Raw genomic sequence first — 23,664 nt, 5'->3', positions numbered from 1 at the left:
AAGTCTCAATCAAAGTCTTTACTTTGGTTGAGACTTTTTTTTTGCATAAATACCGGCATAAAGCTACATTTAAATCAAAGAAAGGAGTTGGATAGAAACATCGATTTATAAAGGAATCTTACATGGTTTCGTGTAGTTCTTACGAATAATTCCTTATGGTCAATTGTCTGTCCCAAAGTCACTTGATGAGCCTTGAAATTAAGAAATGGACTTCATTATTTAAAACGCTTGCAATAATTGAAAAAAACGCTATAATGAACTTGTATATACAAGTAATCATTATCGGCACTTATACTATTATTTTTTGAGGAGGAAGTAACATGGTAGATTTTAAGCAAGATGCAAAACAGTTGTTAGAAGATATCGGTGGACCGGAAAATATTTCAGCTGTTACTCATTGTGCAACACGCATGCGTTTCGTATTGAATGATCCATCGAAAGCAGACAACAAGAAAATTGAGAAAATTCCAGCTGTTAAAGGAACTTTTACTCAAGCAGGTCAATATCAAGTTATTATTGGGAACGAAGTAGCTACTTTTTACAATGAATTTGAAAAGATCTCTGGTAAGTCTGGAGTATCAAAAGATGAGGTAAAACAAGCGAGTAAGAAAAACCAAAATCCATTGCAACGTGCAATGTCGGTGTTGGCAGAAGTCTTTTCTCCAATTATTCCAGCTATCGTTGTTGGGGGTCTTATTTTAGGGTTCCGTAACATTCTGGAAGCTATTCCTATGGAAACACTGGGACAAGCAATGGCAGATGGTGTGCCGCAAGTCAATGCAGCTGGAGAACCTATTTACAATACAATCGTTCAAGTATCTCAATTTTGGAGTGGAGTCAACTCTTTCTTATGGCTAATAGGGGAAGCAATCTTCCACTTCTTACCAGTAGGAATCACATGGAGTATTGCTAAGAAAATGGGGTCTACTCAAATTCTTGGTATCGTATTAGGGATCACATTAGTATCTCCGCAATTATTGAACGCTTATGCAGTACCGGGAACAGCAGCAGCTGATATTCCATTCTGGGACTTTGGATTCTTCCAAATCGACATGATTGGTTACCAAGCTCAAGTTATACCGGCTATGTTGGCAGGGTTCTTATTAGCTTATCTGGAATTAGGATTGCGTAAAATCATCCCGCAAGCTATCTCAATGATTTTTGTTCCATTGTTTGCTTTAGTACCAACTGTTTTGATTGCCCACACTGTTTTAGGACCAATCGGTTGGCAAATTGGAGACTGGATCTCAAACCTTGTATATTCTGGTTTGACAGGTTCACTGAGCTGGTTGTTCGGTCTACTATTCGGAACATTCTATGCACCGCTTGTTATTACTGGATTGCATCATATGACAAACGCGATCGACTTGCAGTTGGTAGCCGACTTTGGCGGAACAAACTTATGGCCGATGATTGCTTTATCAAATATTGCTCAAGGTTCAGCCGTAGTAGCAATCATCTTCATCAATCGCAAAAACAAGGAAGAACGCGACATTTCGATTCCAGCAGCTATCTCTTGTTATCTAGGAGTTACTGAGCCTGCTATGTTTGGTATCAATATCAAATATGCCTACCCGTTCTTTGCGGCTATGATTGGTTCAGGTATTGCTGGCTTAGTAGCATCTATCTTTAATGTGACTGCAAACTCTATCGGTGTCGGTGGACTACCAGGTATTTTGTCTATTCAAAACCAATACTGGGGAATTTTCTTGATTTGTATGGTTATTGCAATCGTAGTTCCTATCGTATTGACATTTGCATTCAGTAAAAATAAGAGATTCCAAAAAATGGGTATTGATGACTTACCACAACCTAAATTGGGATCATAATAAAAAAATAATCAACTATAAGAAGGCAGGGATTCTGTGAGTAACATGCATGAAAAAGTCGTTTATCAAATTTATCCAAAGTCATTTAATGATTCGGACGGAAATGGAATAGGAGATTTAAGGGGAGTTATTGAAAAAATCCCATATTTAGCAGGACTAGGCGTAGATATGCTATGGCTTAACCCATTCTTTATTTCACCACAAAACGATAATGGCTATGATGTTGCAAATTATACAGAAATAGACCCGTTATTTGGAACAATGGCTGATTTTGATGAGTTGGTATCAAAAGCGAAAGAAAATGACATGGGACTAATGTTGGATATGGTATTAAACCATACTTCTACTGAACATGAATGGTTCCAAAAAGCTTTAGCCGGAGAGAAAAAATATCAAGATTACTATATTTTAAGAGAAGCAAAAGAAGATGGCAGTTTACCTACGAACTGGGTCTCCAAATTTGGAGGTCCAGCGTGGGCAAAATTTGGAGATACAGATCAATATTACCTTCACCTTTTTGATGTGACTCAAGCCGATTTGGATTGGCGCAACCCTGAAGTACGCGAAGAAATGTTTAAGATCGTGAATTTCTGGTTGGAAAAAGGCGTTACTGGCTTTAGATTTGACGTGATCAATCTGATTGGGAAAGATGAAGTCTTATTGGATGCAGAAGACGGTGTTGGGAAGGGACGTTATACTGACCGACCAATTGCACATGAATTTTTGCATGAATTGAACCAACGCACATTTGGTCGATATGAAGATATTATGACAGTTGGAGAAATGTCTTCTACGACAGTGCCAAATGGGGTGCAATATTCTAATCCAGAAAATGAAGAGCTGTCTATGATCTTTAGTTTCCACCATTTGAAAGTGGATTACGAAAATGGTGAAAAATGGACTAAAGTAGACTACGATTTCATGGAATTGAAGAAGATATTGGATGAGTGGCAAGAAGGCATGTCTAAAGGAAACGGATGGAACGCATTGTTCTGGAACAACCATGACCAGCCTAGAGCTATCAGCCGATTCGGCGACCCTGTGAATCATTTTGAAGCTTCAGCTAAGCTGCAAGCTCAAACAATTCATTTGCTGAGAGGAACGCCTTACATCTATCAAGGTGAAGAAATCGGGATGAGCAATCCAAATTATTCAGATATTAGTGATTTTGTTGATGTCGAGACCATCAATGCTTATGAAGAACTGAAAGAAAAAGGCTTGGAACACGAAGAAATCATGGACATTATTCGAGAAAAATCTCGTGACAATAGCCGTACCCCGATGCAGTGGTCAAATGACCTTCATGCAGGATTCACAACGGGCGAACCGTGGCTGAAAGTTGCAGATAATTATCATGAGATCAACGTGGAGAAAGAATTATCTACTGGTTCTATAATAGAGTATTATAAACGTTTGATTGCTTTGCGGAAGGAAATGAAAGTTATTTCTGAAGGAAGTTACCGAGGAATCTTAATGGATCATCCAAGCGTATATGCTTATGTGCGTGAGTATGAAGGTAAAGAATTACTGATTCTGAACCACTTCTATGAAGAGCCGGTAACGATTGAAGTGCCTGAAGAATTCCAAAACCGCAGCAGCAAATATTTGATCGGTAATGGAAAAGAACGAGAATTAGGTTCTTCTATTACGTTAGAAGCTTTCGAAACCGTGGCTTATTTGTTTGAAAAATAAAGTATAGCAACGCCCCTTGATGAGAGAATCAAGGGGCGCTGCTTTGTATAAAACCCGCTCTTCATCCATAAGTTATGGGTGAAGAGCGGGTTATCTTTTTTATGGAGTTCTTCTTCGTGCAAAATCTACAAACCGGAATTTATCCAAACGGTGTCTGGATTCTGTATACTGGAAAAAGCGTGTGTCTTCTAAATAAACAGAGCTTCTGACAACGACAACATGAGAATCGTTGTGCAGATCCATCAGCAGTTTGTCTTCTTTTGTGATCGGTTCGACAGTAAATTCCTTTTGAGCGTACCCAATAACTAAGCCTAGTGTATGCTCAATATAGTTATACAATGAATTCTCTGCTTCTTTATCAGGCATTTCAGGAATGATAGACGTAAGCAAGTAGTCTTTGTCTAAGATCACTGACTCGCCGTTTACTTGGCGTTGGCGCTCAATATAATGCACTTGTGTATCAGCTGGAAGGTTGAATTGCTGGATAATGTGCTGAGGCATCAACTGACGTTCATTTTTTGTAAGAATCGTTTTGCCTTTGATGTGTTGGGTATCTTGGATTTCTTTATAGCTGGTCAAACCTGAGACTGGGAAATTAAATCTTTTCACGTCTAAAACGATGGATCCTTTTCCTTGCTGCTTTTGAATATAGCCGCTTTCGAGCAGCAAAACGAGTGCTTTTCGAATCGTTTCGCGTGAAACACTATAAGTTGCAGCTAATGTGTTTTCACTAGGCAACAAATCGCCCGGTTTATATCGTTGATTTAAAATTGCTGCCTCAAGGTCCAAATAAATTTCATTAAATTTATTCATTTTCGTTAACCTCTCAATCTTTCATTCCCTCTTAGTTTAGCACATTTAGGCTGCTAAATCCCTTTCTTATCACTGGTTTTGAATAAAAAAAGAACCTTGGACCAGAAAAGAGAAAAACTTTTTCAATCTTATTGACAAAAAGTTAGAGACCTTGTATCATGCTTTAAGGATGTAGAATACAAAGTGATTCTACGGGCAAGTCAATTAAATATATTTATCTAAGGATAAAAAGTAGTCAAAGTGCTTTATCCATTTCTAATTTGAACAATTCAAATCAAGGGGTGGAGTGGGCACTTTTTTCGTGCAAAAAATTAAAGGAGTGAACGAGTTTGTCATTTGAATTTGATACTATTGCAGCCATTTCAACGCCTCCTGGTGAAGGAGCTATTGGTATTGTCCGTTTAAGCGGTGAGGAAGCAATAGCTGTTGCAGACCGTGTTTACAAATTAGGATCGAAACAACTAGCAGACCAAACGAGCCATACGATTCATTATGGAAATATCGTGAATCCCAAAACCAACGACACAGTAGACGAAGTAATGGTGACGGTCATGCGTGCGCCAAAAACATTTACCAGAGAAGATGTAGTAGAAATCAACTGCCATGGCGGGATATTGGCGGTAAATCAAGTATTGCAGATTGTTTTGCAAAATGGCGCTCGTTTAGCTGAACCTGGTGAATTTACAAAACGTGCTTTCTTGAACGGTCGAATCGATTTGTCTCAAGCGGAAGCTGTTATGGACTTGATTCGTGCCAAAACAGATAAAGCGATGTATGTGGCTTTACAACAATTAGATGGAAATCTGTCCAACTTGATCCGCAATTTACGCTCAGAGATCTTAGATACTCTGGCTCAAGTAGAAGTAAATATCGATTACCCTGAATACGATGATGTAGAAGAAATGACTTCTATCTTGCTGATTGAAAAAGCTAAGCAAGTTAAAGCCGCTGTTCAACAATTGTTGGAAACAGCCAGCCAAGGTAAAATTCTAAGAGAAGGTTTAGCTACGGCGATCATTGGTCGTCCAAATGTTGGGAAATCCAGCTTGCTGAACTATTTGCTGAGGGAAGAAAAAGCGATCGTAACCGATATTGCCGGAACGACGCGTGATGTTATCGAAGAATACGTCAGTGTCAAAGGTGTTCCGTTGAGACTGATCGATACAGCCGGGATCCGCGAAACAGAAGACATTATTGAAAAAATCGGTGTTGAACGGAGTCGTAAAGCTTTAGTAGATGCAGATTTAATTTTATTGGTGTTCAATCAAAACGAACCTCTGACTGATGAGGATAAAGCGTTGATTGAAGCGACAAACCAAAATCATCGGATCATTATTTTAAACAAAATGGATTTACCGAATAAATTAGATTTGGAAGAATTAGAGTTCTTAGTCGGAGAAGACGCAATCGTTAAGACATCTGTGCTGACTCAATCTGGTGTAGATGTGTTGGAAAGTAAAATTGCAGACTTGTTCTTCTCAGGAAATACTGGCGAAAAAGATGCTACTTATGTATCAAATGTGCGCCATATCGCGTTATTAAACGATGCAGAAACAGCATTGGACGATGTGATAGATGGAGTGGAATCCGGAATGCCAGTCGACCTGGTTCAAATTGATATGACTCGTTGCTGGGATCTGTTAGGAGAAATCACAGGAGATAGTGTGCAAGATGAATTGCTGACACAACTGTTTTCTCAATTCTGTTTAGGAAAATAAAAGAACAAATGAGTGGTTTACAAAGAGAGGATGTTTAGATGAATCAGTATGAAGCTGGATATTATGATGTCATTGTTGTAGGAGCTGGACACGCAGGATCAGAAGCAGCTTTAGCAGCAGCGCGCATGGGTTCAAAGACTATGTTGATCACAATCAACTTAGATATGGTTGCTTATATGCCATGTAATCCGTCTATCGGCGGACCGGCTAAAGGAGTCGTTGTCCGTGAGATTGATGCTTTAGGTGGAGAAATGGGACGCAACATCGACAAGACGTATATTCAAATGCGTATGTTGAATACGTCAAAAGGCCCTGCAGTTAGAGCATTACGCGCTCAAGCAGACAAATTTATGTATGCAAATGAAATGAAAAAAACCATCGAACAACAAGAAAACTTAGATTTGAAACAAGGGATCGCAGAAGAATTAGTGATCGAGGACGGCACTGTTCAAGGAATTATTACTAATACAGGTGCTATTTATCGTGCAGGAGCTGTAATATTGACTGCTGGGACATCTTCTCGTGGAGAGATCATTATTGGGGAATTGAAATATTCTTCAGGTCCGAACAACTCTCAACCGTCCATCAAATTATCTGAAAATCTATTGGAGCATGGATTCGAGTTGAACCGATTCAAAACAGGAACTCCTCCTCGTGTAAATGCGTCAACAATTGATTACAGCGTGACGTCGGAACAACCAGGAGACGAAGAAGCAAATCATTTCAGCTACGAAACACCGAATGAGGCATATTTGAAAGATCAATTGTCTTGTTTCTTGACGTATACGAATGAAAAAACGCATGAGATCATTCAAAATAACTTGCATCGTGCACCGATGTTTACAGGTATCGTTGAAGGAGTAGGAGCTCGTTACTGTCCTTCAATCGAAGATAAAATCGTTCGTTTCAGCGACAAGCCGCGTCATCAATTGTTCTTAGAACCAGAAGGACGCAATACGGAAGAAGTATATGTTCAAGGATTGTCAACTTCTCTTCCAGAAGATATCCAAGAAGAAATCATCCATTCTATCGTTGGTCTAGAAAACGCTCGTATGATGCGAACTGGCTATGCGATTGAATATGATGTGGTTACGCCATATCAATTACGCCCATCTTTGGAAACAAAGAAAATAAACAACTTATTTACAGCTGGGCAAATGAACGGAACTTCTGGATATGAAGAAGCAGCTGGACAAGGAATTATGGCTGGAATCAATGCAGCTTTGAAAGTTCAAGGAAAAGAGCCTCTAGTGTTAAAACGTAGTGAAGGGTATATCGGAGTAATGATCGATGACTTAGTCACTAAAGGAACGAACGAACCTTACCGTTTACTAACATCTCGTGCAGAATACCGCTTATTGCTGCGTCATGACAACGCAGACTTGCGCTTAACTCAAATGGGTTACGATGTTGGCTTAGTGACGAAAGAACGTTACGACAACTTCTTAATCAAAAAAGCTCAAATTGAAGGCGAAATTGAACGATTGAGCCACATCCGTTTGAAACCGACAGAAGAAATCCAACGTTTCTTAACGGAAAAAGGACATGCTCCATTGAGAGACGGGATCTTAGCGATTGATTTCTTACGTCGTCCAGAAATCAGTTATACGGAATTGATGCAATTTGCAGGTAATGATGTTGAATTACCTGAAGATGTTCAAGAACAAGTATCTATTCAAGTGAAATACGAAGGGTACATTGCAAAAGCTGCTAGTAAAGTAGACAAGCAAAAACGAATGGAAAACAAACGCATTCCAGAAAATATCGATTATCGTGCAATCAATGGACTAGCAAATGAAGCAAAAGAAAAGTTGATCAAAATTCAACCAGAAACGATTGCTCAAGCTAGCCGAATCAGTGGTGTGAACCCAGCAGATATCTCTATTTTAATGGTTTACGTGGAACAAGGCAAAATTGCTAAAGTATAAATAATCAAAAAATACCGTATCATTAAGATTCAACTTCTTAATGATACGGTATTTTTTTATCTGTATATTTAAAATTTATCCTAAGGCTACATCCAAAACCATCATGACGCTAAATCCTACTAATAAGGAAAGTGTAGCGATATCTTTGTTGCCGTTGGTTTGAGATTCGGGAATCAATTGCTCAACTACAACAAAGATCATTGCACCTGCTGCGAACGCTAAGGCATATGGTAAGATGGTTGTCATCGTAATAACTGCTACAGCACCAATTACTGCCGCTATCGGTTCTACGATGGCAGATAACTGACCAAGGTTAAATGCTCTCCAGCGACTGCTTCCAGCTGCTCGAATCGGCATAGATAATGCAGAACCTTCAGGGATATTTTGGATCCCAATACCTAAAGCTAATCCTAAAGCACTTAAAAAGGCATTTCCGTTAGCAGCTCCAGAAACAACTGCTCCAAACGCTACCCCGACAGCTAGGCCTTCAGGAATATTGTGGATCGTAACGGCTAAAAACAGCAGCAAGTTTTTGGATGCTTTAGTTTTAGGTCCTTCTCTGTTCTCTATCGGCTCATTAAAATGCAAATGGGGGATGACCACATCAATCAGTCTTAAAAATAGTCCACCTGCTAAAAAAACCTACTACTGCTGGAACCCACGACCAAGTTCCATAGCCATTTTGTTCCGCATACGAAATAGATGGAGCTAGTAAAGACCAAAATGAAGCTGCAATCATTACACCAGCTGCAAAGCCGTTCATGATGTCTAAAAACTTGCGGTTAACTTCTTTGAATAAAAACACAAAAGATGCACCAAAAATAGTACAGCCCCAAGTGAACAAACCGGCTAAAAAAGCTTGTAATACAGGACTGAAAGATTGAAAAGACTCAACCATATTCCTTTACTCCTCCTTGAATATAAACCATATAGTATAAAGTTTTTTATACATTTTTTAAATCGAACCTCAAAAGTAGTTTTAGACTTGTCTAAAACTGATTTTAAACTTAGCAGACTCTTTTTGCAAGCAAAAATGACCAAAAACGGAATTTATCCTATAGGTTGGAATCTAGAACTGGTTTCGTACGTTTAACATTTGAAAAGATAATTTTGCTGTTAGGAAGGGTTGGGAATTTTGTTAAATTGAATTCTAGATTTTGTTTAGGAACGGAGAAACTCAGCTGATTAACTAAAAAATCAAGACAAACGTTCATGACTTTGATCGTGATCCATTCTCCAGCACAGCGGTGTCCTCCTAAATGATCTCCGCCACCCTGAGGGATAAAAGAAAAAGGGCTCTCTTTCCAATTGTTAAATCGATCAGGGAAGAATTGATCGGCATTGTCCCATATTTTAGGATCATGATTGGTACCATAAATGTCTAGAATAGTTAAAGTTTCTTTTTTGAAGTGATAACCATTCCAAGTAAAATCTTTTGTAGTTATAGCTGCTTGGAAAGGAAAGAAAGGATAAAAACGACGGACTTCTTGGACAAAATACTGGTACTGTTTTGAACCTTTGGTAATTAATTTTTTAGATTCTTCTGGATATTGAATCAAGGCTTGAGCGGTAAAGGCAATATAAATAGCAATGGCTACAATAGGGCGGATGATGTTCAATACCTCAACTGCTGCGACATCTTCATCCATTAATTTTCCTATATCATCTCTATGCCAAGAAAAAACATAAAGAGTAGTATTCTCTTCGGGCTTTAGCTCGCCGTTGCGTACTTGCTGAACCAATTTTTTAATCCAGTTCTCTAATTTTTTTCTGGAATGAGTCCCCTGTAAATAGCTTGGACTGATAGAAGCTGTTTTTTCAAATAAGTTGGCTAGATTTCGAGTAGTATCTTTAACTTCTTCTTCCAACAACGGTACACCTGCCCATTCGCAAGCTGTGCGGCATAAAATTTCTTTTACTTCGTCATATAATACAATTTGATCCATAGACTCCCATTTTTTAGCTGATTGATGCCAGTAATTTTCTAAAAGAGTCGTTAAGCGATCTAGCTCTTTGGGTGACATTAAAGACATGAACATTTTTTTGCGGTCTTCGTGTTTTTTCCCATCTAAAGATTGTACCCCATGCTCTCCAGTCAATACTTTTTGTATAGGCTTAGGCATGGCTTTATCTCGTTTGAATTTTGATGTGTCGTAAAATAATTCCGCACCTGACTCTCCACCAAGGCAATAAGCTTTTTGTCCAAGGATAGTCGTTTCAAAAACGTCTGTATCCATTTCTTCCCGGCGTTTCAAAAAATAAGGATAACCTTCTTTTAAAATTTTCAATGAATGATCTAAGCCTGTTTCTTTTGGCATTTGCGCATGATGAGACATATAGATCCCTCCTTTGGTGATGGGTATTCATTCATTATCGTATTTTTTTCGGGAAATAGAGTCAACCAAAGTGACTTCACAAAGAAAAACAGCCGTTTCACCTTTAAATCCAAGGCAAACGACTGTTAAAATTGAGTATTATTTATAATGATTTGATTCATCGATTACTCGACTCATGTCTCGAACGTTAAAAACAGCTTTGATAATGATGGCAACTACTGCGCCTAATAAAGCGCCAATCGGACCAAAAATCAGTACACAAACAATTGTGGAAAGGAAAGTATACAAAGGACGTACGCCGATTTGTTTTCCTGTAAGATAAGGTTCAGCAAATTGTCGAACCAAGAGTATAATAGCGTAAAGCAAACCTAACTTCCATGCTACATCTCCGTCACCCATCAGTGCTCGAATAATTGCCCAAGGCAGCATAATAATGCCGCTTCCCAATACAGGAATCATATCCACAATAGCAATTCCAAATGCTTTCATTCCCCACCATTCGATTCCAATCACTACAAAACCAATACACAACAAAATGAATGTCAGTAAGGAGAGTTTTAATTGAGCAATGATAAAGCCTTTGATGCCTTTACCAGTTGCGTAAATTACTTCTCTTAAATAATAAGCCCATTTTTCCATTTACAAAACCCTTTCTCCTTTAGTTAAGTAAAAATAGTATAACATGCTGAGCTGAAAACAGGGTCGGTCTAAGGACTGGACTATTCAATGTTTATAAATATTTCCTGGGAAATAATAGCTAGAAACAAGTAACTTAGTTGTGTTTATCGATATATTGGCAGGCTAATTGGAAAATAATCAATATTAAGATAATAGCAATCAGAAATGTCACAACATTACTACCGATATAGACTTCAAAAAGAATATAAGACACTCCTAGAATTATAGAAACACATGTAAGAAAAATGACTTCATTCATCTTTAGTTCTCCTTTTTATCTTTCTGGCGCAAATAGGTAAGAAGAGTGGCATTACGATAAACTAAGATATTATCTTCATCTGTGACTCGAAGTTTAATAGTCGAATTGATAGATGATTTACTTATGCCGGTTCTTTTTAAGCATGTTGCTTATGCTGCGCAATTGATTCTATTCCTACTACTTATCATACGGAAAGTATCGATCATTGACTATAAGCCATTAGTGTATGTGTAAAATAGTTCTCGAGAGTTAATAAATTTACTGGAAAAAAGAAAGAAGGCACTTTATCATAAATGTATGCTTTGCACGGCAAATACATAAATGAAAGAGGCCTTCTTATGGATAAAATTATATCAAAGGTTTACCAAATAATAAAGGATTCGAGTAACTTAATAGATACAGAAGAAGCCATTCAAGTCTGTATGTATGATATGTTCGCTCAGTTAATGGGGCAGATTTTCACCAACCTCAACCAAGTGATCAAAGAGGAAAAACAGCGTGAAGGCTGGAAAGTGAAACGAGAGGATTGGAAAACGGTCCAGTTTATTTTCGGTCCCGTTCGGTACCGCCGTACCTTAATGATGGACCAAAATCATCAGAACCATTATCCGCTAGATGAGTGGTTAGGCATTCGAAAATACCAGCGTCATAGTCCATTAGTAGAAGTGAAAGCGGCCGAATTGGCGAGTAAAGCTACTTATCGAGATACCGCAGATATCCTGAATGAATGGACAGCCATGACGATTAGTCATCAAACCGTGGGCACCATACTAAAACGTGTAGGAGAAGCTCAAGCCAACGAGGACGAAGAGACGGTGACCGAACTAGAGGAATCAGCTACCTTACCAACAGGAAAAAAAGTGGACTACTTTTATGCCGAGGCAGATGGTGTTTTTGTGCGGGGAACTAAAAAGAAAAAAGGCATAGAAGTTCATCATGCCCTCCTCTATGAAGGATGGGAGAAAAATGGCAAACGGGTCTCCTTGAAGGAGCCCAAAGTTATTATGACAACCAAAAAATCAGCCGGTTTTTGGTCAGAAGTTCAAGCTTTTACGGCTAATCGTTATGCTTTACAACAGTCTCAAGTCATAACGAATAGTGATGGTGGTCAAGGGTATACTGCCGAAAAGTTTCAAGAAGCTTTTTCTCAGTCCGCTTTTCCAGTTCTCAATCAGTTAGATGCTTATCATGTTTCTCAAAGCTTGAATCGAGCATTTGGAAGGCAAGCGCATGAATTTAAAACACCTATCAAGCAAGCCCTTAAAAACCACGATAAAGACCTGTTTACCATTTGGATGGATACCTATGAAAGTACTTTGGAAGACGCTCAAGAACTCAAAAAATTAAAGGAATTTAGAACCTATATTTCAAACAACTGGGAGCGTATTTTTGATTGGCGTGAAAAATTGGAAAGCGCACCGAAGGACGCCAGACGCTTAGGGGCGATGGAGTCTCATCAACGCCATATTTCATTTCGGATGAAAAAACGAGGCATGCATTGGAGCAAGCGTGGTTGCGAAGCGATGGTAAAAGTCAAACAAGGGATGTTTAACCAAACATTACGCGAAGCCTATCTTCATCAGCAAAATAGAAGTAGCAGACAGCAACGTCAGGCCAAACGGACGGTTCGTTTGGCATCCTTATTCCAGGAAAGAACCCGTCCTTCTTTAGGAGCTAAAATGGGAACCATCTCTTTGTCCGCTTCAAACTCTTCAGCTTTAGGACAACTCATTAAGAGTTTTCGTTGATTCCTGTCTGTTTGGAGAAGGTTCCTGGTTTGCGGAACGTTCTTTAAACAGATAGGCCAGCAAGCGGCGAAGCTGCGCGGTAGCAACAAGTGTACAAAAATAGAGTGCCTAATCAAGCAGTAAAATAGGATGATCGAGAAAAACTTGACACAAACGCCATTAGTTGCCTTTTAGCACTTAATGGTTGCGCAGGTATAAACTAATAGGTGCTAGTTGTTTTGTTAACTAGAAAGTATACTAAAGAGTAGAAAGGAGGAGTTAAAGATTAGTTACGGCTAAGTTTTAACTATTCGAATAATAGTTGGAAAATAACAATAGCTATAGATTGTTTTTTCTGTAGATTTGATTAATAACTTGATGTTATTGCGGCTTTTTTTCATTTTACAAGCAAAATGAAAACCCTGTCACGAAAATGACAGGGTCGAATAAGGTAGTTTTATTAGTAGAAAGTTTGATTAAACTTTAAAAACGGAGGGATTTAGTTGAAAAAAATACTTTTTCTTTTAGGTTGTATATCTTTTTTTAGTTTTATCATTACACCAAAGGTTTATGCTGAAGAGGAATTTTCTTTACCAGATAATAGTGTAGTTTATGATATAGATCAAGGTGGTTCGCAACAATTTGAAGTTGAAGATGATTTGGGACGGCCCTACATTATTACAATTGAAGAAGAGACTCAACTCTTAATGATGGCCAGCAGCGTCAAGAATGGTACATACAAAATCACAAAAGAAAGACCCTTACAGTGGAAAGCTAGCTACAAAATCGATGTGAGCAGTAATAAAATTACCAGAGCGCACTCCGCGTCAGCAACAGCTATAACTGGAAGTTTTAAAAGTACTTCATTAAGAGTAGACAGTCCTACACAAGCCGCTTATTATTTGAAAAGAACATTACTGCTTGTAGAGTCTTCAATAAATTTGAGAGCCAAATTATCTAATGGGAATATTGTCGTCACTTATTAACTGTTACTCCCCAATGTATTCAACGGTTGTTGTTCCCCAACCTAAATAGTCGCCTAAAGCGCTATAGACAACAAATGAATTAACGAGTAAACAACAAACGCATGCTAAGTACACCAACTTATAGAGTGTGTTTGTTTTTTTGTTGCGCTTAATAAGGACCGGAGCCACCAGAAAGCCTATAGGGGCGATCAGGCAACCTATAAAAGCGAGAATAAGCAGCATAAGTCCCTCATCTTTTTCAGAGTTTCCGCGGATGAAATCCAGCTTTTGGAAGTTCTCTTCAATTTTGACTTCATTTTCTGCTATTCGTTTTTTAAATTCTTGATTCTCTTTCAGTAGTTCATCAATAGAAACTTCATAATAGGTACTGAGTTTTACTAAATTATCTAAGTCAGGATAACTATTGCCATTTTCCCATTTAGAAATCTATTGTCTTGAAATATGTAAAAAATCCGCCACGTCACCTTGAGAGTAGCCTTTACTCACTCTGCTCTCTTTTAATCTTTCTCCTAACGCCATGTGTTTTCCTCCTTATTACCTGTTGCTCATATCATACCTAAAGTCTTCAATTTTGACTATCATTTCTCAGTTGCATGTTAGCACGCAATGGTTGCTAAGATGTAAACTATGGTGTGCTTTTATTTACAGCTTAATTGAGGCATAATTAAAAACGAGAGTATTCTAATATAATCAAAGAGCTGCAAAATAGTTGAATAAGTTAGAGGTGAAAATATGTTTGATAAGTATAAAGAATTCACAGAAAAACACCCGTATAAACACGTCATACTTCTAATGACAACTTCGAGTTTTATTGGAATTTTAATCGAATACGTAGTAAATAAAGACTTTATTGGTACAGCGTTATACGGAACTATAGGACTGACTTTGATTGAGCTTTTTAGAACCAAAAGAAACAAAAGACGCTAGAATAATTGATTTCTATCAAATGGATATGTCAATGATAAATGAAAATGTCCCGATTTTATTCAAATTTGAGTTAGGTTCACTGTCATTATTTCGTTGATCCTATTCCTGGCAAAACTACCGCGCTACGCTTGGTAAAGTTGATTCAGGAAATGGCTTCGAAAACCACGAAGCCATTTTCTGAATCAACTGAAATTAGCGTTCTAAATCTATTTTCTAGTTAAAAACTTGTATTCATGTTCTAGAATTGGTTTTAAGAGCTTCCTTTTGGTTTTTCTTCCGAAGATAGCGATCATAAGATGCTTTTTTCCAAGGATGGCTCATTGGAGGGATATGCACCTGCATCTTTTTACGTTCGATTGGCTTATCGAATTCTTTTGAAACTTTTTCGTGAAGCGGAATTTCTTTTAACATGAAAAGTGAATCCTGATGACTAGCATACAGTTGATTTTCTTTAGTATGAATAATCATTAACTTCGTTTTTGGGGCCAATAAGACGTGCTGATTTTGATTATATAAATGATATAACTTGTTCTGATATTTGAGTGCGTGTCCCTTCTGGACAACTCGGTGTGAAAAGCGAGCCAGTATATAATCTAAATGGATATCTTTTGGTAGCTTTTCAAAAACACTTTTGGTATCGTTTAGCTGTAAAGCAAATTTGGCGTTATATGTAGGAATATAATGTTTCAAAAATTGGTTTGCTTCTTCAATGGATTGGATATTTTTTAAGGCCATTTCATTTAGGAGACGATCTTGGAGGGTATTCCATAATCGTTCAATTCTTCCTTTTGCTTGAGGAATACTTGTTGTGGTTAACTCTATTCCCAAGTTATGGCAGGCATATCCATATTGTGTAAAAGTGTCCTTCTCTTCTGAAGGGCTCTTTTCTTGTTTATAGTGAAAGATGGTTCGATTATCCGTCAAAATATTATACGGAATACCGTAGGTAGTCAGACACTGATGTGTTACTTCGTAATAGGCATCTAATGTTTCTTCTTTATCAAAGTAAGCCCCAACCACGATTCCAGTGGCGTCATCTATAGCAGCGTGGAGATGCGCATATTTTCCGTTTTGAAACCAATCGTGTCTTGAAGCGTCCATTTGAAGCTGTTCACCTTTATATTTCTTTCGTGAGCGGCTAGGATGAGCTTTCACAGGATCTACGTATTCTAATTCATTTAAAACTTGGCTCTCTTTCTTTGTTAGTAGTTGGTCAGACCGTTCTTTCTCTTTTAATTCTTTGCGCTTCGTTCGTTGTGTTTTTTTAGAAGCACGAGGAGAAAGAATATGTTTTTGATATAATAAATTGCGAACGGTCGTATAAGAGACGGTTACTTGTTCTTCCTCCTGCAGTTTTTCTGTAAAATGGAACAAATTAAAACCATCATATTTCTTTCTGTAGAGTCGAATAATCTTTTGTTGGGTTTCTTTTGACAACGTTGTAGCGGGAGTTCGTCCCTTGTTCCCATGCTTAAAACCTTTTTTTCCTTGCGTTTTATAGCGATTAACCAATCGGTTAATCTGCCTACGGGATAAATCTAGTTCAATCTCTGCCCGCTCCTTTGAACACTGACCATTACATACTTTTTTTATGACTTCATATTTTTTGTTTTCAAACATAGTTAATTCTGCTCCCATTCTATCTCTCCAATCCAATAAGATTAGAGTAACGTAGTTATGGGACATTTTCATTTGTTATTTATTAAGACATTATCATTTGTTAATGACAGAATAATTGATTTCTATCAAATGTGTAGAGGTACAATAGATATGTTACAAAAATAGACACAAAAAAAAGAGACATCCTGTATAATTAAGTTACCACACAAAATCAGGAGGATGTCCCTATATGTCTATTATAACAGAAGAAATGCGTGTAAGAAAGAAAATGTGCGAGTATGCACTTAAGTATGGCGTTTCGAAAGCTGCTAGAAGATATAACACTTATCGTCAATTTATTTATCGCCAATTAGATAAGTACGATGGAACTGTCGAAAGCTTAGCTCTCAAATCACGAAAACCAAAGACAGCACATCCTAATCAGCACACAGAGGAAGAAATTCAGCTCGTTAAAAAGAAGTACCAACGGTTCAGTCACGAAGGCTTAGCTGAGGTCTATGCCCAATTGAAAAGAGCTGGCTATACGAGAAGTTTTAATGGTATGAAACGAGTCATTAAAAAAGTGATCAAACAAAAAGAGCCTCAAAAAAGAAAGTGGAAAAAGAACAATCAAGGGCCAAAACAAACAAAAACCTATCCAGGGCAATTAGTCCAAATGGATATTAAATATGTGCCAAAAGAATGCATTGGCTTTGATAGTAAAGGAATCAGTTATTATCAAATAACCGCTATAGATACATATAGTTCGAAAAGAGTATTGGGCATGGTCGATGAGAAAAGTGTTACGAATACGGCTCGATTTGCCTTAGAACTTGAAGAAAAAATGGGGTTTAAAATAGATTGTATCCAAACAGACAATGGATCAGAATTTTTATCCACGCATCCTAATGCCAAAGGTAAAACCGTTTTTCAACGTGTACTAGACTCTTTCGGTATTCAACATATTCATACTCGTCCTTATTCTCCATGGCAAAATGGAATCGTCGAGCGTTCTCATAGAATAGATGGTGAGCGTTTCTATAGTCGGCATTTGTTTAAATCAGAAGAAGATTTAAGAAAAAAACATCGCAGATATAACTCAAGATACAACAATATAGCGAAACAAAAGCATAACTTTAAATCGCCTAACCAAGTTGTAGAGGATTATTTTAGAATATTAGATAGCGACTCGGCTGCATAAAGGACTATATAAAAGGAAAAAGATTTGACAACGAGCCTCCGTAAGGAGCGCACCTTGAATCGCCTGCCAGGAGTAATGGCGGTGCTGGACTATCTTAAGCTCCTTACGCTCATTGTCAAATCGTAGCACGTTTTAATCATACGTTAGCTGGAACAAAATTAAACAGGATTCTATTCGTGTAACAAATGTTTGTGGTTTCTAGACAGAATAATTGATTTCTATCAAATGGATATTTACTCTTTATTATTTTTAAGGTATACTATTGATTGTTCAGTAAATAACAAAAGGTTCCTTAGCTCAGTTGGGAGAGCACTACCTCGACAAGGTAGGGGTCGCTGGTTCGAGCCCAGTAGGGACCATACAATAATATGATATGAAGCCTTAGAAACGTTGGTATGACAGTGATTATACAACGTTCTAGGCTTCTTTTTTTGCGTTCCTTGCATATAACCCTTGCATACGAGGTAATTTTTACGATTAAAAGCCCATAAAATTAGCAAACTTAGCAGCCGTTTCTTCTTTACGTTCTTTAGTTACATGAGTGTAAATATTCATTGTTACTTCATAGCTACTATGGCCAAGTCTTTCCTGAACCTCTTTGATACTTGCACCAGCTTCAAACAGCAAAGAGCAATGAGAGTGGCGTAACTGGTGAACAGTGATTCGTTTAAGATTATGCTTCTTCACGATACGATCCATCACAGTGGTTAAGTGTGCATGCTGGATATAGTCATTATTAAGATTGGTAAAGATGGTTTGTGTAGGTTTGTTTGTGTTCATGCCAAGCTTTAAATAGTCCAAACGTTGCGCTGTACGCCATTGTTTGAGTATCTCAAGGGTTTTATCGTCTAATGAGATTGTACGCTCTCCAGACGTTGTTTTAGTGGTCTGAATGATAAGCTTGTTATCCTCGCCCCTAGCAAGTGTCTTATTGATAGAGATTGTCTTATTCTCAAAATTAATATCTTTCCATTGCAGCCCCAAAGCCTCACCTTTACGCATACCACTAAAGGACAGCAGACGTAGAAGCACATACCATTTAGGGTTTTCTTCTTGTTTAGCACACTCCAGGAAGTGCTCCAATTCCTCACGACTATAAAAAGCGTAGTCCTCTTTAGAAGTTTTCTTCAATTTAGGAATGTCCACACCGTCCATAGGGTTCTTCTTGATGATCTCCATTGCATAGATAGCATAATCAAAGATACGTTTGCAATAACCAGCCATAGACTTAGTTTTAGTCGTTTTCTTGCTCCATTTATTTATGGATTCCTGACAGTGAGCGAATGTGATGGCGGTAATGCGCATTTTACCGAAATCTTTAAGAATATGATTTTTAAACAGTTCCTTTGTTTTAACAGCAGTGCTTTCTTTTACCTTATTTACATAGCGAGATTCAAACCATAATTCATAAACCTCTTCAAAAGTTTCGTAAGTCGGCTTTTGGTAACCTTCTTCTTGAAACTCCGCTTTTAACCGCATAGCTTCTTTTCTTGCTGCTGCTCTAGTGGCAAAACCTTGACGTGCAGCACGAACCACTTTGCCAGTTTCATCCGTACCTAGATACGTTTGAAATTTGTAGTAAGTTTTACCATTTTTCTTTGTATAAGATTTGATCTGTAACATTTTCATTTCTCCCTTTTTACTACCGCGGGCATTGGGTATGTAGAAGGGGTATTTTACTAGTTTCTTTTAATCCTTTTTCCTTTTTTCTTGAATGCCTAATAACAAAGTTTCTAATGACTGTATTTCAGAGTCTGACAACTGTTTGTTATCTAGTTTAATCACTATACTATTTGATTCATTTTCTGAAGTTAGTTTTTCACGATAACTAAATACATTATTTAAATTGACATTTTTTTTAGAAGCTTTTAACTGTATTTCTAAATCATTAATAGTTTTTGATAAATTGCTGATTTGAACTATAAATCTATTGTTACCGCTACTCTTTTCTAATTGTTCAAAAATTTTGTTATTTTCTTCCGCTAATATTCTGTCGTTCATTTCTTTCTCTAAAACATGACTTTCCTCATCGTTAGAAGCAAGCCCTTTTGAAAGCTTCTTTATTATTTTATCAGAAGGTAAGCTTTTCCCATTTTCTAATTGAGATAGATAAGACTGGGATATCCCAGTTGCCTTTTGTAAATCAATCATGGTCAACTTTTTATTTTTCCTTACCTCTTTTAAATACTCTGCAAAAGTATAGTTAATCCATTTACTCAAATAAATCACCTTCCTTATATAGCGATAATCTGTTCTAAACGAATAATATCACAATAAAAATGATATTGAAAGAATAACGATAAAAATTATTAAAATCATTTGCAATATCATTAATTAAGTGATAATATGTAATTACAGAAGCAGAATATCACTTTTGTAACGATATTAAGGCGGTGACAAAAATATGAAAAAAAGGGCTAACCAAGAAATTAGAACTCTAATGAAAGAGAAAGGTGTCTATCAATGGGAAGTTGCTTTAAAAATGGGCGTCACAGATGTTAGTTTTTCAAGGTGGTTAAGAGTCCCATTGACAGAAGAAAAACGACAAATGGTAGTAAAAGCAATTGAAAAAGCTGCAATAGAGTTCTCCTGACATCAACTAATTCTTTATATTTTGAAAGGGGTGAAAAATATGGCTCAACTATCATTTGAAGTTTCCTCACAATTGGAGAAACAAATTGAAAGTATGGTGTTCAATACAGCGAAGAATGTACTGGCTGAATTAGAGAAGAGAGAACCGATGGGTAAACCGTTTATGAATTTGAGGGAAACATGTCAGTACGTTGGTTGTTCAAACGTTACGTTGAATGATTGGATTAGGGAAAGAAATCTGAAAGTGATTATCATTGGCGGTAAAAAATATATCGCTAAAACTACAATTGACCAATTCATGATGGATCATCAGAAATAAAAAAAACTACCGCGGGCAAACGGCAGTGTATAGGAGGAAACAGCATGTTGGGTAAAGTGATCGCTATCTCATTAGTAATTGGGTTCATACTTGGATTTATCGCATATCATGCCACAAGAGTTGCTTATAAGTTATTGCTTGAAGTATTAGAGGAAAGCACAAAAAAACCTTTAGCAGCACCGGGAAGTGAGTAGCTAAAGGCAACGAGTGAAACTATTTATAATATGGGTGTTTCTTCACTCCCTATTATATACCAAAGAAAATAAAAACACTATACAAAAGGGAGTTTTTTTTATGACAAACGAACAAATAAATGAACTGCAAGAAAAAATGGAAAGAATCGGTACAAAGAACGGATATTCGAGAGCTCTTTTATTATCAATTTACCAAAATTTTGACGGAATTGTAGAGAGTGCGAATCAAAAGGGAGATAAAGAAATGTGGACGCGTTACGAAGTAGAACGAGTGGCAGAAAGGACAGAATCTCTTTTTAATTTGCTATTTGAGTTAATATCTGACTCTACCAAGTTGAACGATGAAGTAATAACTCAACTACTCGAACTGAAAACTGAAGAAGTGTAGGTATCAACTATGGGTAATGAATCACTTCTTATAACGGCTTTGAGTTACGCAAAAGCAGAGTTTCCTGTATTTCCGTTAAGTCCGTTTTCCAAAATTCCTTTAAAAAACACGTCGGGATTCAAGCAAGCTACCACTGACGAAGAACAGATATTTGAATGGTTCACTGAAATCGAGCCGCTTGCTAACGTAGGAATAGCATTGGTAGATACGCCTTACTTCGTGATTGATATAGATGACCATGACGGTGCTCAAAGCGGTATGAAGTCTCTTATGGAATTATCTAATGGCAGCCCGTTGCCAGATGACGTCACAGCTATACAGACACCGAATAATGGTACTCATTTATACTTTAAAGTTCCAGAAAACATAGAAATAAAACAACAAATTGGCTTTAAACCAGGGTTAGATTGCATTAAAAATTTTGTTGTTGGCCCTGGAAGTAGAGTGAAGCGTAAAGATGGAACTGTCGGAACGTATGAAGTAGTAAACGGGTCTCTGGATAGCATAAAAGAGCCGCCACAATTTCTTTTACAAGCTATTACAAGTAAACAGCAGTCTAAGCAATCAAATGAGAACAATGGGTTAAATTACAGCAGTACAGGAAGTACTAAAAAGTATACTGCCATTCTGCTAGAAGAAATTGTTCAGGGAGTAACCGAATCAGAACGAAATATTTGGTTAACTCGATACACCGGTAAACTCTTGTCTTTAGGAATGAACCCCAAAGATGCTTACCACTTCATTAGGGTAGTGAATGAGAATTTTATCAACCCTAGTTTAGATGATCGAGAAGTAAATACCATTTTTAAAAGTATTCTCAAAGCAGAATCTAGGAAGCGGGGGAGGTAACAATTGAATGAGCCAAATGCCGTCAGACATTGAAAATTTAATAGATGAGTTTGAACAACTAGAGCCTTCGTTGCCGGGTAAACCCTACAAGACAATGAATGAGCTAAGAAGTGCTCTTTCTCGCAGAGGGGAAATGTGGAGAGAAGAACACGAATCTATAAATGAAACAACAGGGAAAATAAAAAAATATCCAGTAAGTCCCAGAGCAGCAGCAGACATACTTCAGCAAGAATGTTCATTTTGTCTTATTGGAGAAGACGACCCAGAGAGTTCTCCGCTAGCTGTATACGATATAGATAACGGTATCTACAACAAAGGAGAAAGATTTATAAATAGCCTTGCTCTAGTAGTAGAAAGAACACTTACTGAACCAGCTTGTAAAACAGTAAGACATTATTTAACTGTTGAAAGCACAGAAAAAGAACCGACCAAGGATAAAAACCTAATCATTGTTAATAATGGTATTTATGACAAAAGAAAGTCTTCTCTTGTACCATTCAGCGATGAATATGTTTTTGTAAATAAAATTGCAACTGATTATGTAGAGAACGCAACAGAACCTCTATTCGAAGATTGGAACTTTTCAGAATGGATAAACGAATTGTCCGATAATGATGTAAAAAAGAAAAATCTTCTTTATCAAATTTTTGCAGTAGCGGTAAATAGCAATTACATTTCTGAAGTAGCTTTTTTCTTTGTTAGTGAAGAAGGTAGAACTGGTAAATCAACCTTTCAAAATTTGTTAAAAAATTTAATTGGCAACAAGAATACAACTAGTTTAAAGATCAAAGAGTTTGAAAGTGATTTTAAGTTAGCTAGTGCTTATAGCAAAAGTTTGATTATTGGAGACGACAATAACCCAAAAGACTTTAATCAGACAAGCGAGAATTTCAAATCTGTTATTACCGGGGAACTTGTGTTAATCAATCCAAAAATGGTTAAACCATTCTCAACCATCTTAACACCTACTGTTATCCAAAGTATGAATGGGACACCTAGATTTAACGATGTATCAGACGGTTTGCTTAGAAGGCTAAGAATCGTTCGTTTCAACCATTCTTACAAAGGAAATCAGGGAAATAGAAGGATTAAAGAAGAGTACATTTGTGATAATCGTCTATTAGAATACATTTTGTTTGTGGCTTTAAACACAGATGTTGTTGAGGTGGAGAACACTAAAGAAAGTGAAGAAGCGGTAAGGGACATAGCAAAAGAAAATGATCCGGTTATCGAGTTTTATGAAGATGTATTTTACCAACTCGAAAGTACTAGACTTCCTACGAAATTCATATTCTCTTTATATCAAGCCTGGTGCGACATCGAGAACAACCCTACTAAAATGAAACAGCGTACATTTACCAAGAATTTGAGAAATATTGTAGCGAAAGATGGTTGGAATTATGACGTGAAGAATCTAGCCCCAATTCATTACTTTTCTAAGAGAGATGCTGAATTATTGAAAAGTTGGGACACGAACTACAAATACAGATTTGAAGTTGATATTAAAAAATACCAACCGTTAATTGAAAAAGCGGAATAACTGACAAACCGACAACAAACCGACATTGAAAAAACAAGAAGTCGGTATCCAAAATCGTTGTGGCTCTAAGGATATAGTGACTTTAACCG

The 23,664-nt window shown here is 37.2% G+C and carries 21 protein-coding genes, 1 tRNA gene and 1 pseudogene; 15 read left to right on the top strand and 8 right to left on the bottom strand.

The features are described 5' to 3' along the window. The first annotated feature begins 320 nt into the window (after window positions 1–320). Together treP and treC are read left to right on the top strand one after the other, a co-directional pair. Entirely contained in the window at window positions 321–1,829 is a 1,509-nt protein-coding gene (treP, locus tag LMF32_RS05560; RefSeq protein ID WP_092480432.1) for a PTS system trehalose-specific EIIBC component, read from the top strand. A gap of 45 nt (window positions 1,830–1,874) precedes the next feature. Further along, window positions 1,875–3,521 carry an alpha,alpha-phosphotrehalase gene (gene treC / locus LMF32_RS05555; RefSeq protein WP_230525083.1) on the top strand — a complete coding sequence of 549 codons (1,647 nt, stop codon included), beginning with the start codon at window positions 1,875–1,877 and terminating at the stop codon, window positions 3,519–3,521. 99 nt (window positions 3,522–3,620) lie between these two features. On the opposite strand, the gene treR is transcribed toward treC, so the two are convergent. Continuing rightward, complete coding sequence (gene treR / locus LMF32_RS05550) at window positions 3,621–4,334, bottom strand: trehalose operon repressor (protein WP_230524114.1); 714 nt, start codon at window positions 4,332–4,334, stop codon at window positions 3,621–3,623. Between the two features lie 329 nt (window positions 4,335–4,663). Here treR and mnmE point away from each other — a divergent pair, with 329 nt between their 5' ends. Both mnmE and mnmG read left to right on the top strand, forming a co-directional pair. Beyond that, entirely contained in the window at window positions 4,664–6,052 is a 1,389-nt protein-coding gene (gene mnmE, locus LMF32_RS05545; RefSeq protein WP_230524113.1) for a tRNA uridine-5-carboxymethylaminomethyl(34) synthesis GTPase MnmE, read from the top strand. 38 nt (window positions 6,053–6,090) lie between these two features. Then, window positions 6,091–7,980: a tRNA uridine-5-carboxymethylaminomethyl(34) synthesis enzyme MnmG gene (gene mnmG / locus LMF32_RS05540; RefSeq protein ID WP_188204160.1), complete on the top strand. Its 1,890-nt coding sequence runs from the start codon at window positions 6,091–6,093 to the stop codon at window positions 7,978–7,980. Window positions 7,981–8,055: 75 nt separating this feature from the next. Here the strand turns inward: mnmG and LMF32_RS05535 are convergent. From LMF32_RS05535 to LMF32_RS05525, 3 genes and pseudogenes are all read right to left on the bottom strand, one after another. After that, a pseudogene (locus tag LMF32_RS05535) lies at window positions 8,056–8,878 on the bottom strand (ZIP family metal transporter). A 157-nt stretch (window positions 8,879–9,035) separates the two neighbouring features. Further along, window positions 9,036–10,316 (bottom strand): cytochrome P450, encoded by a 1,281-nt coding sequence (locus LMF32_RS05530; protein ID WP_230524112.1) that lies wholly within the window; start codon window positions 10,314–10,316, stop codon window positions 9,036–9,038. A gap of 138 nt (window positions 10,317–10,454) precedes the next feature. Beyond that, a complete protein-coding gene (locus LMF32_RS05525; protein ID WP_230524111.1) occupies window positions 10,455–10,955 on the bottom strand; it encodes an AI-2E family transporter in 501 nt (166 codons plus the stop codon). A 636-nt stretch (window positions 10,956–11,591) separates the two neighbouring features. Here LMF32_RS05525 and LMF32_RS05520 point away from each other — a divergent pair. Together LMF32_RS05520 and LMF32_RS05515 are read left to right on the top strand one after the other, a co-directional pair. Beyond that, on the top strand, window positions 11,592–13,001 hold the full coding sequence (locus LMF32_RS05520) for an ISLre2 family transposase (protein ID WP_230524110.1): 1,410 nt from the start codon (window positions 11,592–11,594) through the stop codon (window positions 12,999–13,001). A 482-nt stretch (window positions 13,002–13,483) separates the two neighbouring features. Continuing rightward, window positions 13,484–13,966, top strand: coding sequence for a DUF5626 family protein (locus tag LMF32_RS05515; RefSeq protein WP_230524109.1), 483 nt, complete (start codon window positions 13,484–13,486; stop codon window positions 13,964–13,966). Between the two features lie 3 nt (window positions 13,967–13,969). Here the strand turns inward: LMF32_RS05515 and LMF32_RS05510 are convergent, their stop codons facing one another. Next, entirely contained in the window at window positions 13,970–14,392 is a 423-nt protein-coding gene (locus LMF32_RS05510) for a helix-turn-helix transcriptional regulator (protein ID WP_230525082.1), read from the bottom strand. Window positions 14,393–14,698: 306 nt separating this feature from the next. On the opposite strand from LMF32_RS05510, the gene LMF32_RS05505 reads away from it, so the two are divergent. Beyond that, the gene (locus LMF32_RS05505; RefSeq protein WP_092480443.1) at window positions 14,699–14,893 is read left to right on the top strand and encodes a hypothetical protein; all 195 of its coding nucleotides are present in this window, start codon (window positions 14,699–14,701) and stop codon (window positions 14,891–14,893) included. 231 nt (window positions 14,894–15,124) lie between these two features. Here the strand turns inward: LMF32_RS05505 and LMF32_RS05500 are convergent, their stop codons facing one another. Further along, window positions 15,125–16,531, bottom strand: coding sequence for an ISNCY family transposase (locus tag LMF32_RS05500; RefSeq protein WP_230523607.1), 1,407 nt, complete (start codon window positions 16,529–16,531; stop codon window positions 15,125–15,127). A 211-nt stretch (window positions 16,532–16,742) separates the two neighbouring features. Here LMF32_RS05500 and LMF32_RS05495 point away from each other — a divergent pair, with 211 nt between their 5' ends. Continuing rightward, a complete protein-coding gene (locus LMF32_RS05495) occupies window positions 16,743–17,693 on the top strand; it encodes a DDE-type integrase/transposase/recombinase (RefSeq protein ID WP_230524108.1) in 951 nt (316 codons plus the stop codon). 286 nt (window positions 17,694–17,979) lie between these two features. Further along, window positions 17,980–18,052: transfer RNA gene (locus LMF32_RS05490), tRNA-Val, on the top strand. A gap of 118 nt (window positions 18,053–18,170) precedes the next feature. Here the strand turns inward: LMF32_RS05490 and LMF32_RS05485 are convergent. After that, entirely contained in the window at window positions 18,171–19,316 is a 1,146-nt protein-coding gene (locus tag LMF32_RS05485; RefSeq protein WP_230524107.1) for a site-specific integrase, read from the bottom strand. A gap of 66 nt (window positions 19,317–19,382) precedes the next feature. Next, complete coding sequence (locus LMF32_RS05480; RefSeq protein WP_230524106.1) at window positions 19,383–19,913, bottom strand: helix-turn-helix transcriptional regulator; 531 nt, start codon at window positions 19,911–19,913, stop codon at window positions 19,383–19,385. 184 nt (window positions 19,914–20,097) lie between these two features. Between LMF32_RS05480 and LMF32_RS05475 the strand changes: the two genes are divergently transcribed. The 6 genes from LMF32_RS05475 (at window position 20,098) to LMF32_RS05450 (ending at window position 23,575) form a co-directional block, all read left to right on the top strand. Beyond that, window positions 20,098–20,286, top strand: coding sequence for a hypothetical protein (locus LMF32_RS05475; RefSeq protein ID WP_230524105.1), 189 nt, complete (start codon window positions 20,098–20,100; stop codon window positions 20,284–20,286). A gap of 39 nt (window positions 20,287–20,325) precedes the next feature. Next, window positions 20,326–20,604, top strand: a complete 279-nt coding sequence (locus LMF32_RS05470) for a helix-turn-helix domain-containing protein (protein ID WP_230524104.1) — start codon at window positions 20,326–20,328, stop codon at window positions 20,602–20,604. 44 nt (window positions 20,605–20,648) lie between these two features. Further along, on the top strand, window positions 20,649–20,798 hold the full coding sequence (locus tag LMF32_RS05465; RefSeq protein ID WP_230524103.1) for a hypothetical protein: 150 nt from the start codon (window positions 20,649–20,651) through the stop codon (window positions 20,796–20,798). A gap of 100 nt (window positions 20,799–20,898) precedes the next feature. Next, a complete protein-coding gene (locus LMF32_RS05460) occupies window positions 20,899–21,186 on the top strand; it encodes a hypothetical protein (RefSeq protein WP_230524102.1) in 288 nt (95 codons plus the stop codon). A 9-nt stretch (window positions 21,187–21,195) separates the two neighbouring features. After that, on the top strand, window positions 21,196–22,035 hold the full coding sequence (locus tag LMF32_RS05455) for a bifunctional DNA primase/polymerase (RefSeq protein ID WP_230524101.1): 840 nt from the start codon (window positions 21,196–21,198) through the stop codon (window positions 22,033–22,035). A 7-nt stretch (window positions 22,036–22,042) separates the two neighbouring features. Then, window positions 22,043–23,575 (top strand): DNA primase family protein, encoded by a 1,533-nt coding sequence (locus LMF32_RS05450; RefSeq protein ID WP_230524100.1) that lies wholly within the window; start codon window positions 22,043–22,045, stop codon window positions 23,573–23,575. Window positions 23,576–23,664 lie beyond the last annotated feature (89 nt).

This window comes from Desemzia sp. C1 (assembly GCF_020882875.1).
In the GTDB taxonomy this organism is placed as follows: Bacteria; Bacillota; Bacilli; order Lactobacillales; family Carnobacteriaceae; genus Desemzia; species Desemzia incerta.
The sequence above is the reverse complement of the archived record's forward strand: the minus strand, read 5'-3'. Positions and strand labels throughout refer to the sequence as shown.